Raw genomic sequence first — 12,350 nt, 5'->3', positions numbered from 1 at the left:
ATGTGTGTATCTCGATTTTCCAGTATTCTGTTGAAGCGCAAAATTGGCCGCAAGCACTTCCATTTGAACTACTATTTGCACCACTTCATATTTTAGTGATTGCATTTCTGCTCGCTGAATTGGTCAGTTAAGGAAGGCTGCTCGTCAAAGATTGTTTGGGAGCTGTCTATGGCTGATTTACCAATAAAAAACAAAAGCAAAATGCTACGTTTTATGAGCGGAAGATGACACAAAAAGAACTTGCTAAGCGAATTGGGCGTTACGAAGCGAGCGGTTATGATCATTGAAGCTGTCAAGTATTCCCCTTCGTTTGAGGTCGCCTTTAGAATCGATCATCTATTTAATATCTATATTGCAGAGGTATGCGAATACCTGCCATGAGTTGCTAAAACATGCGCGATGTAACGGGGAGGTTACGTCACACTCTTTTGCTCCAGTGAGCATCGTTGTGTTTTTTGATTTAAATAGTTTAATAATCAGGCATTGTAATCTAGGCTTTAGGTAAATATATCGTTACTAACATCGATTGTGCCTATGTAATGAACGGAGTGTCATGCTATAAGGCCGATTGTCATAGACTTGCTCACGAGGTGCCATGGTTAAGCATTACATATCAGTGAATAACTTGATTGGCATGGCTACCTTGGTGTGGGGAGTGGTATTTACCCCTGCATATGCCAGTGAATGCAGCAAAACAGTTAATATCGGTGTTGTTGCAGATTGGCCACCGTTAACGGCTTTTGATCAGTTAGGGCCTTGGGGTCTGGATGTTGATATTGCTGAAATGGTGTTTCAACATGTCTCGATATGTACTAATTATATACGCTTGCCTTCAAGCGCTCGGACGTTTGAAGAAATGACAAAAGGGGTCATTGATGTTGCTGTGATGGTCAGCTATACCAAAGATAGGGAGCGCTACGGTGATTTTACCCTTCCCTACCGTTTTGAGCGAATGCGCTTATTCTCGTTGTCTCCTGCGATGGAAATTCCCAGTTTAGAGTCACTTGTCAAACAGACAAAAACGATTGGGTTAAGCATTGGCTCTTTCTATGGTCAAGAGCTTGCTACGTTAAAAAATGATACGCGCTACAAAGAACAGTTTGTTGGTATTGCTAGCGCGAAGCGCAGGATAGAAATGCTGATGAAGCGCCGAGTCGACTTTGTGGTTGATGATGTGATAACTGGTAGTTATTTTATTAATGAGCAGGGGTTAGACTCTGCAAAAGCTTGGCCGTACGTGGTACACGATAATCAAGTACATTTTTTGCTCAGAAATGGCGTTTTTAGCCCAAGATTAATCAGTAAAATTAACGATGCGATAGTGCAGTTAAAACCCAAAATAGAGCTATTAGTTAGTACCTACCAATCTAGTCTCATCCTTGATACAACGACAGAACCCAACCAATTTACTCATCTGTTGCCAGTGCAGTCGCATTAACACCATTAATACTTGTTCAATTTGAAGGGGCAACTCTGACGCTAACTGCGTTAAAAGTTTCTTATTCAAACCTCAGCTTAACTAACTTCTTATCCTGAGTTTGGGCTACGTACTCTTCAATACTTTGGTGAATAACGTATATGGACGGTGCTTATCCATATACGTTAAAAGGTTATATGACTTTTACTTTGCGGATCCTCACAATAGCTATCATTAACATCAGCGCTACCACTGCGGTGCTTAAAGGCAACTTCCATGAACCACCTTGCGCTACCATGGTCTGTGGTTCAAATTTTGGAAAGTCAGCGATATCTTGGCGACTTACCTGTTTATCAAAAAACAAAAAGTCGTAAAAATAATGGCGAATTGTTTGGTGATAATCAGCTATTTGTTGTTGGTATTTGATTTGAAAGTTGCCACTGGTTTTGGCCAGTTCATTCAACGAAAGCTGAAAAAACAGTGCAGGAGATAGCACACTGAGCTTTTGTAACTGATTTTGACGAGCTGCATTACTGCGCCTATATGCTTCCACTTGATCTTGAACGGCAATGTCACTCATGTGTTGCTGGGCATAGTACCACTTCCAATCAAATGCTTCCCCCAGTGGTGCTGTATTACTCCATTTGCTCTCTTTAGCCACAAAAGCATCTAACGTTGCTTGCTTGTCTTGATCCCAGCCATCATTGAGTGTCATACGCTGCTGTAGCGTGATTTCAAGAGGCGCATCACTGTGGTACTGATTTGACAAATATAAGTGCACAGCCCCTGGTAACAATAGCGCTAATACCACCCAACTGCTGAGGTAAGTTAGGCTATTGAACACACTATTTTTACCGAAGCTCATGATAATGGCTGCCAGTGCAAACCAAAACACCATATACAGACTAGTTGCACCAAGTACTGTCCAGAAGAAAATATCGAAAGGTAAAGACAATAATAGTGCTGCACTGATCAGTAACAGGGCAACCATGAACCAGATCACAACAAATCGTAATGCAATTTGTTTTCCCACTAATGAAAATACACTACGAGGCATGGCATTGAGTAAGCGCCAGCGCCCAGCATGTTGCTCATCAGAAATGAGTGTGACAGTGAGTATCCCTATCACCAAAGGTAAAAAGTAAACCAATACAAACCCCAAATCTAAGCCACCAGCGCGCTGTTGGCTTGGATTGACGATTTCACGGTTATATATTTGACTCTGTAATGCGGTGGCGCGGATCTTCGCTGCGACCATTGAAGAGGAAGTTTCCCCCACAAATAATGCAGCCCATGGACTTAGCTGCCATTGTGTTGGTGCGCTGGCGTAATAAGCCAAAGAGCCAGGCTCAGGCAAAGCTTCACGGCTACTGACATGCTCGCGCTCTTTTTGAAATACCACTGTCGATTTATATTGGTCAATACGTATAGACTTGTATCCCAATGCACCTTGGTAGATAGCAAAAATACCAGATAGGAGAAACAGTACGAGTACTAGTTTATTAACCGTACCTGCAAACAAGCGCTTACATTCGAGTTTAAACAGCAGCATAAATTCTCCTTTGCATCTTGTTGGAATTTAAGAAAGTAAATAGCAGCACAACAACAATGAGTGGCAAAAACCAAGATAAGGAAAATACCTTGAGAGACCAACTTAAGCGTGGTGTGGCATAGGTAAATGCTTCAAATGTTTGCCAGTAGGATTTATCAACCCGTTGTGCCCTGTCGTTGTGGTGGTGGATTTCATGAGTGTGCAACTGATTGAGCTTTTGAATACGGGCATATCTGTGGGCTTCAGCTTGTTGCTCAAAGTCCAGAAAATGACGTGTATCGGTACGTGTTAATGCCATCGAAAAGTCTCGAACAAACAGGTATGGATTTAACCAGTAGAATTGACTGACAAATTGTTGCTGTGACTCAAACTTTTCTATTTGTTGCTGATAATGCTTTTTGTAGATCTCAGCATTGAGCCTTTCTCCCTCTTGCATTACTAGCCCTTTGTAATTAATTGGCAGTTCTTCTACGGTTGATACGCCATATTTTTCCAGTGTATCTGCACGAAACTTACTAAAATAGGGATCATCTGGGTTATGACTGTTTCCGACTTTCCGGTTATCTAGTTTTACAGCAAGCTCGAAATCATTGCGCTTTTGATGTGGATATTGGTGATGTGCAAACTCAGCAAGCATTCTTGGCATAAGTATTGTGAGGATAAACCATATTGACGTAAGTAATACCAATGCTTGTTTTGGTGCCTTTACCGTACTTGAAACAAGCAAGGTAATAGCTATCCAGAACAGGCAGTATACAAGGTAAAGCGCAAAGAGTAGTAGCAGTCTAATTGGGGCTTCCGATGAAAACTGAGCGCCCGTACTGGCAGCAAGACCGAGTGCGAGCACAAACACTGGCAAGATAAAAATAACAGACAAGCATAAATAACTCAGGCTTTTGCCTGCGATCAGTGCCCGAAATGGCACACCCATTGACATTAATTGCCGAAGAGTACCGCTTTTTTTCTCTCCACTAACACTTGCAAAGCCCAGTGCAATAATCAGCAACGGCCAGATCAGCAATAAAATATTGGCACTACTTAGCTCAGAAAAACGCAGTAATGTTCCTCCGTCCTGATCGGTGGCAAAATTGGCACTGTTTTGTTTATGTGCTTCTAAGAAGATACTGTCGCCTACCCAGGCATTAACACCTAGATCAAAGAAGCTAAGAGCGCTAGGTGGTCGAAATGCAAAGTGACCAAAATGCGCGACGCGATGTGGGTGCCGATCAGGTTGTGCATTCCATTGTTGCTCGACCAGCTGCTGCGCTTTGGTTTGCATATTCATGCTTTGTTGGTACTGCTGCCAACCAGTAAAAAGTGCAACAACCAGCAATAATTGGATCATCACAAATAATAACCATAAGACCGGACTTTTCCGCTTACTAGCCAACTCGTGACGACAAATTTGTATTATTTTATTATTCATAGACGGGACAATTCCTATTTAAAGACTAACTAGCTGCACGGATCGTCGCGGTTCCAGAGATAAGTTCGTGGTAAGTGGTTTCTAAACTACTTAGCGGTAGCTTTTTATTATCAAGTAGGGTCAGCAATTTTCCTTTATCCATAATGCCGATTTTATCTGCAAGCGTGTGTGCGCAATAAAAGTCATGAGTCACCATTAAAATAGCAGCTCCCTTATTTGCAAGCCTCTCGATGATGCGAATAAATTCAAGGGTTGCACTTGGATCTAGTCCTGAAGTAGGTTCATCTAATAACAGCACTTTTGCTTGGCGCATAATCGCAAACGCTATCCCTACTTTTTGTCTCATTCCTTTAGAATAGTTTTTTAAAGACTGTTTTCTTGCCTGTTGTTCAAGCCCTGTTTCATCTAACGCGGCATGAATTTGGGTTTCACTGACAGTTAGCCCAGCAAGGCTTGCCAAGTATTTGAGATTATCAATGGCATTAAACTCTTGATATAGGTTTACCTGCTCTGGTAGATACACCAACTTATCTTTGCTATTGGTATGCTGATTTACCTCCACACCATCAATCAGAGCCTGTCCACTATCGGGCTGTAAAAAGTTAAGAAAAATATTTAATGTTGTGCTTTTTCCCGCGCCGTTTGCACCCAACAAACACATGATCTCACCTTGCTCAACTTTAAAGCTCAGATCCGTGATCACCCGTTTTCCCGTAAAAGATTTTGTTAATTGTTTGGCTTCTAACACAAAAAACTCCCTGATGTGATTAAAACCACATGTGCAAAGTGATGCCTTGGGGGTAGGAATACAGAGCGCATGTGGTCAAATTGTAGAATGATATGTTTGGTTATAACATATCATCTTTTATCTAAATAGGAACAGTTTTTATTTGCTGCGTTAGCATATTGGTACCAGAAAGCTAGCCGTGCCCGCAAAAGCACCACCCTCTACACGGATCTGTGCATTTTTATAGTAAACAAGGTCGCTTGATAATTGTTTTTTGCAGTGTTTAGGAAAAAAACCCTCAAATTTGACGGCTTCAGTGGTATTGATGGTGCGTTTGAACTTAATGTCTAGATCTCTTAGGTAGACCTCTCCTACTTTTTCGGTTAGTTGGTTATCCCAACATCCATAAATAATACCGAGCTGAGAGATCCAAATCATGGCACTTTGTGCGCTGAAATGAAAACGACCATCTCCTGGCATTTGAAAGTGCTCAACATTAACGCGTCCCTCAATATATCCAGGTTCCAACGACACGGAACTGAAAGACATGCGCTCTTCACGCCAGCCATTTTCAAGATAGTCTGACATATAGGCTCGTTGCTGCGCTTGAGTAAGTTGAATCATGGTTAACCCTTACTTTGATGTAGATGGATTGGTTGTTTGAATGTGGTTGTTAACTTGGTGTGCAGACATAAACATAGTGTTAAGTAAAGCCGTGCCGACACCGATTATGATCAGGCTATACCAAGCGAGATAGTCGTGATGAGCCGTGTAATCAAAGGCTGCCCCTACTACACTGCTACCAATGATTAACCCTGCACCTGCAAATAAATAGAAAAATCCGTAATGTGTTGCGACCGACTTATCTTGTGCAAGTAAAGATATTTGACTCATGATAAATGGGAAACTCACCATAGTGCCGAGTGTAAATACAGTCGCTAATAGACTAAGTGGTAAGTAATACAATATGCCCGATTGATAAGGCCAATCTACAAGCAAGGTGGCAAATGATAATCCCATTAGTGCAATACCTATACTGATCCATTGACTCGGCGACAACCAGCGTTCACATAAACGGGTGACCGGGAACTGAAAGCAGATTGAGATCAGCGCGCATAATGTTAATACCCAAGCGACTTCTTTTGTTGTACCTGACTGACTTACAATGTGAAGCGGGATCGCAAACGAAATCTGATTTATTAACATAAAATAGCCAGACATGATCAGTGAGAACAGAATAAATGGGCGATTACTCAACACACCTTGGATCATTGCCCGTACACCCGTGCTATCTGCGTTAGGTTGTGCGGTTTCTTGGTGTTTGGTTGTGGATTTATCGTTTAGTAATACAGTAAAAATGAGCGCAAAGAGTGCAAAAGGCAGTGCTGACACTATACACAAGGTATCAAAGCTAACACTTATCAACATCAGACCACAGACTGGGCCGAGTAATTCTCCCCCATTTCTGGCAACACCAACCAGCGCAAACATTTGCGCGCGACTCAGCTCGGTTTGCTTTGAAAAGTAAGACTGTGCAGCAGGAGTGAATAACGCCCCTGCAAACCCGGTTAAAAAGGCAGCTAAGAAAAGCAGTTCAACAATATGAGAAAACAAAAACAGACAAAAACCGAGTGCTCGTAGGAGACACCCGACGACAATAAGCTTTTTCACTCCAAATAAATCAGCCAATAATCCGCCAACTAAAAATAGCCCTTGTTGGCAAAACGAGCGTACACCTAAGACCAAGCCAACCAGTGTCGCGCTTAGTAATAGATCTTGTTTTAGGTAGCCTGCTAAAAATGGAATTAGCATGTAAAAGCCAAGGTTGAATATAAAGGCTGCAAACAGCATCCAGCGGTATTCACTGCTAAGTTTGAGGTAGGTGTTAAACATAGAGATCATAGCTAAATCGGTTTTTGTGCAATCAAAATAGAATGGAAATTGTCAGCATAGGTTTGAATTTTTAGTTTCAGTTGAAACGGTGCTAACCCTGATTCATCAACACTTGGATATAACAATGTCCGTAAATTGAATGCTGTTCTTACCACGAGTTGTGCGCCGGGGCGCATTTGCTCAAATAAATGAGTGATGATGCTGTTTTTAATTTGCTCATCACCGACCAAAGCGGCGAGCCAGATCACATCGTATTTCGCCAAATTCTGTTGTTGACAAATATCATTGTGAATGAAATTCATTTCGTTGCCACTGGCAAGAGCATCACAAACCTGTTTGCCTAACAATAAGTCATCTTGTTGAATATCTAGGTTATCAACCTGTAAGCCCGCCTGATGTAGTGCCAGCGAAGTAAGTGGCAACGCGCCTGAGCCCACCATTAGTACATGCTCTATGGGCTGCTCTGCTAAAGATTTGACGGCGTTTATCTCAAGCCCTGTCGCACGCTGATAGTGATTAAAATAAGGATACTCTTCAATCAGGAGTTGTTGAGCTGCGGTACTAGCCACAAGGCGTTGTGCCCAGTGCTGTTCATATAAACTGGATGCCATACTAAACAGATGTTGGATTTGGGGCTTCACTGCTTCTATTTTGGCTTGTGCTAACACTTGTGTGGCAAATTCACTGCCATGTTCGTTCGATAACAACCCCAAAAATTGGTCAAACGTAGCCATTGTTTGCGCATTTATCGTCAACGATTCCATACTGTGAATATGCTCATACATTGCCACAATTTGTGAAGCATGGTCTTCAACGTGATTCATTAAAGTCATAAGTAAGTCACTACTATACTGTTCCTATTTTATGTTATAACATAACTCACTGGTTATTTATGTGTAAACAAAATTATTTAAAAATTTTTAGCTAAGTGAGAGGCTTAGTTAATTTAAAAACAAATAATTTACTATTTTCACAAGGCATCATGTTGAGAATTTTTGATGAAAGAAAATAAAAATAAGTCTCTTTATCATCAGTTTAGGGGGAGAGTATCTGCCCTAATACTCGTATTGTTGGTGGGGGTCACAGCTTGCTTTGCATTGTTTGGGGTGACAAAAGTACCTGCCAATACACACACATCGCAAGCGGTTTTTCCTTTGGTATCAAGTGTACCCATAGCTGTTACTGATCACCAAGTAAGCTTGTCACTATCGGGAATATTAAAGCCCGCAGAGCAAACAGATGTTGCATTTGAAGTTTCAGGAAAGGTTGTATGGCTGCATGAGGCGTTTGTTGTTGGGGGAATAGTTAAAAAAGGGGAGGTGCTGGCGCGACTAGACCCGTTTGATTATCAGACCCAACTTTTAAACAAGCAGGCTGAATTGGCATTGGCACAATCACACTTATCTGAACAGTTAGCACTGGCAAAGGTTGCAAAAAAAGAGTGGGAAAATAACCCTCATGTTACCGAGCTTGCGCTGAGAGAGCCTCAAGTATCCAGTGCTAGAGCACATCTTAAAGCGGCTGAAGCTGGACTTGCTCAGGCACAAAAGAATCTAGCTAGAACAAAGTATTACGCACCCTATGATGCGTTAATCACACGTCGTGATACTGGACTTGGGCAGGTGATTAACATCGGTCAGCAGCTCGGTATTGTGGTTAATCTGAGCTATGGAGAGCTGCACGTACCTATCGCTCAATTTGATTTGCCATTTTTGCCACCTTTGCCTGTATCTGAAGTGACAATTACAGCTGATGATATACAGCGTGTAGGCACACTAACACGCCATACAGGGCTATTAAGTGAGCGCACGAGAATGGCTTACTTTGTAATAAAAGTAGAAGATCCTTATGCCTTACACAGCACGTTACCCGCGATACACTTTGGTCAGTTCTTACAGGCACAAGTGCCTGGTAATATACTGAAAAATGTATTGAAAATTCCGCAGGAGTGGATAAAAAACGAAATGCTCTGGTTAGTGAGTCCAACGCAACAGCTAGTACAGTTTCCTGTTAATGTGCTACGCAGGGAGCACAATAGTGTATTGATAAGCGCACCATCGTATACCGACCACCAGCTGGTTACTCACTTACCTGACTATCCTCAAGCCGGCATGCAAGTTCGCACTAATTCGGCGCATACGCAATTGGCTGTTAAAGGAGATGAATAATGGGTTCGCAAGGTAAACTCATTAGCTATTTTGTACACCACCCTGTCGCGGCTAATTTGTTAATGCTGTTTATTGTTTGTATGGGGCTATTGAGCTATCAAGGGATCCAACGACAAACCTTTCCGGTATCTGAAAATAATAAAATCGTCGTTACAGCCACGTTATTGGGTGCACCTGCTAACGAAATTGAAGAAAACATACTGGTCAAAATAGAGCAAGCACTACAGTCACAGGTTGGTATTAAGCGTCTCACTAGTTTTGCTTCAGCTTCCAGAGCAAAGATAGAAATTGAATTAGAAAATGACCAAGATTTGGCGTATCGCCTAGACGAAATCAAGATGAAATTAGATGCTATCGCGACATTTCCTACCGCTATGGAACCGTTGCAGATTGTTGAAAGTGCTCAGCGTCAACGGGCATTAAGTGTTGTGTTATCTGGAGCTGATGACCCACTTGAGCTGAAAAAGCTTGGAAACGAGTTTAAACAGGAGCTGCTGCAACTAGAGGGAATATCACATGTAGAGGTATCAGCACTCCCTGATTATGAGGTAGCCATTGAGCTGACTCCACTCAAACTACAAAAATACGCGCTGAGCCTATCTGAGGTCGTACAGGCAATTCAAATGAATGCAGATAACTTATCAGCGGGTCAAATAAAAACGGCTAGAGGTAATATTTACCTGCGACTAGCACAGCGTGGTTATCAGGGTAATGATCTGAAAAACATACCCATTATTACAGGACCGTTGGGGGAAATTGTTCGACTTGGCGATATTGCAATTATCAAAGATGGTTTTCAAGAAACGTTAGATGCGGGGCGTTTTAATGGCCAACAAGCAGTTTACATCATGGTGCTTGGCGAAAAGGCGCAATCGCTCACCGATGTTGTTGCGCAAGTAAAAGCTTACATTGACTTCAAACGAAAAGCTTTGCCTGAACATCTTCAAGTGTACGAGTTTGTTGATGTCACAGTGTACCTTGATGGTCGACTATCCATGATGCTGAATAATCTTGCGCAAGGTGCCCTTTTGGTATTTATTGTTTTGGCCGTGTTTTTACGCACCAAACTGGCTGTGTGGGTGATGTTAGGTCTACCTGTTGCGATGCTTGGCGCATTTTGGTTAATGCCGATATTTGGTATCACTATGAATTTAGTTTCATTATTTGCGTTTATCATGGTGCTGGGCATAGTGGTGGATGATGCTATTGTGATTGGAGAGAGTATCTGTGAGCAGACTGAATTAAACGGCCATTCTCCAGCACAAGTGGTACAAGGTGCAAAAAAAGTGGCAATGCCAGCTACTTTCGGCGTGCTCACGACAGTCGCTATTTTTATGCCGTTTATGTTCAGTAGTGGGCCGAACTCCGGACAGTTTATTGCTATCGCAGGGGTTTGTATTTTGTGCTTATTATTTAGCTTGATCGAATCTAAGCTGATCTTGCCCGCTCATCTAGCCTCAGTTCAACTCGCGCCAAAACCAAAGACGCATTGGCGTCAACGCTTTAATGACCGTTTTTATTCCCTATTGCACCACTATTATGCGCCCCTTCTGAGACGCTGTATTCACTATCGTTATGCTGTGATAGTAGGTTTTGTTTGCCTGTTAGTATTTTCTATTTGCTTATTAGCCAGTGGTTTACTGCGCTTTACTGCGGTACCAAAAGTACCACACGATTACCCTTCAATTAATATTCAGATGGATCACGCTGTATCTGAGGCGCAAACGCTTGCTGCGGTTGAACAAATTGAAGCTCTCATCGTGCAAGTTGAGCAGGATATTCAAGCCGAGACGGGCAAACCTATGATGGACGCAATGTATACCCGTATTGACCACCTAAAAGAGGCTGAGGTAGTAGTACCTCTAGTAGCCGAAGCGTTACGTCCCTTTGATACGTTTGAGCTGGCAAAGCGCTGGCGAGCGCAATTACCAGATATACCAGGGGTGAAAAAGCTGACAATAGAGTCTGACGTAATAGATATTGCTGAGAAAAGTGATATTGAATACCGTTTATATGCCCCTGACGCAAACACATTGTATGCTGCCAGTCGTGATTTTGTTGATAGGCTTAATCGGACTGCCGGTGTTTATGGGGTTTACTCATCATTAGATAGTGCGCAGCTTGAATATCAAATCCAGCTAAAGCCACTCGCATATCAGTTACAGCTCAGTGCAAAAGAGGTGACACGACAAGTTGCTGCTCATTTTTATGGTATTGAGGTGCAGCGAGTAATGCGTGAAGGCCAAGAAGTTGTATTTAAAGTACGCGGAACAAAAGCCCAGCGTCATCAATTGAGCGCCCTTGCCTATACACTGATTACTTTAGATAACGGCGAACAGGTCTTTTTTGGCGATATTGCCAAAACAGTAGCGGTGCCTGGCTTATCAGACATCACTCGGGAGCAAGGTTATCAAGTCGCCACAATCAGCGCAGACGTTGATGAGCAGCATAATACAATTGGTAAGGTGGTCGAACAGATTGAATCACAACTTTTACCAGCACTCAGTCAAGCACACAGTGGGCTTACCACTCAGCCTGGAATAGCACTTGAAGATCAGCGCCAAGAGCAAAGTGAGGTACTGACGTTTGGGCTGATTGGATTGTTGGTGGTTTACTGTTTATTGGCACTTCCTCTTAAAAGTTACCTTCAGCCAATAATCGTGATGTCTGTGATCCCCTTTGCTGCTGTGGGCGCATTGTGGGGGCATTACTTCCTTGGCTATAGCTTGAGTATGATGTCAGTCTTTGGCATCGTTGCTGCAGCTGGGGTGGTGATCAATGACTCTTTAGTCATGACCGATGTTGTGAACACGCAGAGATCCGTAGGTCAAAGTACTAAATCAGCGGTGCTCCAGGCTGGGATTGGTCGCTTTCGTGCCATTTTACTTACTTCATTGACAACCTTTCTGGGACTCGTCCCCATTATGTTTGAATCAAGCTTACAAGCTCAATTTGTGATCCCAACAGCGATTTCTTTGAGCTTTTCAGTATTATTTGCGACGGTTGTTACTTTAATAATGGTGCCGTGCCTGTACATGATGTTAGAAGATATTAAGCAGGTATTTCTCTATGGGTTTAAAAAGTCTGTCAATAGCGTAGCTTAAGGACTCCAAGCTCTGCTTTTAGCTCATAAAAAAAGCCCAAAATGTATTTGGGCTTGAGACTTA

General features: G+C 42.5%; 10 protein-coding genes. 4 read left to right on the top strand and 6 right to left on the bottom strand.

Annotated features, from left to right (window positions below; genetic code table 11):
- Nucleotides 1–2 precede the first annotated feature (2 nt).
- Entirely contained in the window at nucleotides 3–131 is a 129-nt protein-coding gene (locus tag J8Z24_RS21885) for a hypothetical protein (RefSeq protein ID WP_263972642.1), read from the top strand.
- A 464-nt stretch (nucleotides 132–595) separates the two neighbouring features.
- A complete protein-coding gene (locus J8Z24_RS20835; protein ID WP_176032607.1) occupies nucleotides 596–1,438 on the top strand; it encodes a substrate-binding periplasmic protein in 843 nt (280 codons plus the stop codon).
- Between the two features lie 172 nt (nucleotides 1,439–1,610).
- Here J8Z24_RS20835 and J8Z24_RS20830 read toward each other — a convergent pair whose 3' ends face one another.
- From J8Z24_RS20830 to J8Z24_RS20805, 6 genes are all read right to left on the bottom strand, one after another.
- Nucleotides 1,611–2,969 (bottom strand): DUF3526 domain-containing protein, encoded by a 1,359-nt coding sequence (locus tag J8Z24_RS20830; protein WP_128730440.1) that lies wholly within the window; start codon nucleotides 2,967–2,969, stop codon nucleotides 1,611–1,613.
- Nucleotides 2,956–4,395, bottom strand: coding sequence for an ABC transporter permease (locus tag J8Z24_RS20825; protein WP_128730439.1), 1,440 nt, complete (start codon nucleotides 4,393–4,395; stop codon nucleotides 2,956–2,958). Before J8Z24_RS20825 ends, J8Z24_RS20830 begins: the two co-directional genes overlap by 14 nt.
- A 25-nt stretch (nucleotides 4,396–4,420) precedes the next feature.
- A complete protein-coding gene (locus tag J8Z24_RS20820) occupies nucleotides 4,421–5,143 on the bottom strand; it encodes an ABC transporter ATP-binding protein (RefSeq protein ID WP_125251268.1) in 723 nt (240 codons plus the stop codon).
- Nucleotides 5,144–5,293: 150 nt separating this feature from the next.
- A complete protein-coding gene (locus J8Z24_RS20815; protein ID WP_176032609.1) occupies nucleotides 5,294–5,746 on the bottom strand; it encodes a hypothetical protein in 453 nt (150 codons plus the stop codon).
- 9 nt (nucleotides 5,747–5,755) lie between these two features.
- Complete coding sequence (locus tag J8Z24_RS20810) at nucleotides 5,756–7,015, bottom strand: MDR family MFS transporter (RefSeq protein WP_225740825.1); 1,260 nt, start codon at nucleotides 7,013–7,015, stop codon at nucleotides 5,756–5,758.
- A gap of 11 nt (nucleotides 7,016–7,026) precedes the next feature.
- Complete coding sequence (locus J8Z24_RS20805; protein WP_147389162.1) at nucleotides 7,027–7,848, bottom strand: nicotianamine synthase family protein; 822 nt, start codon at nucleotides 7,846–7,848, stop codon at nucleotides 7,027–7,029.
- Between the two features lie 165 nt (nucleotides 7,849–8,013).
- Here J8Z24_RS20805 and J8Z24_RS20800 point away from each other — a divergent pair, with 165 nt between their 5' ends.
- Complete coding sequence (locus tag J8Z24_RS20800) at nucleotides 8,014–9,183, top strand: efflux RND transporter periplasmic adaptor subunit (RefSeq protein WP_176032610.1); 1,170 nt, start codon at nucleotides 8,014–8,016, stop codon at nucleotides 9,181–9,183.
- A complete protein-coding gene (locus tag J8Z24_RS20795; RefSeq protein ID WP_252095776.1) occupies nucleotides 9,183–12,287 on the top strand; it encodes an efflux RND transporter permease subunit in 3,105 nt (1,034 codons plus the stop codon). The genes J8Z24_RS20800 and J8Z24_RS20795 overlap by 1 nt, the downstream gene beginning before the upstream one ends.
- The last annotated feature ends 63 nt before the right edge of the window (nucleotides 12,288–12,350 follow it).

This window comes from Pseudoalteromonas sp. SCSIO 43201, assembly GCF_023716725.1.
Taxonomy (GTDB): Bacteria; Pseudomonadota; Gammaproteobacteria; order Enterobacterales; family Alteromonadaceae; genus Pseudoalteromonas; species Pseudoalteromonas peptidolytica.
This window is presented reverse-complemented; position numbering and strand designations above follow the sequence as displayed.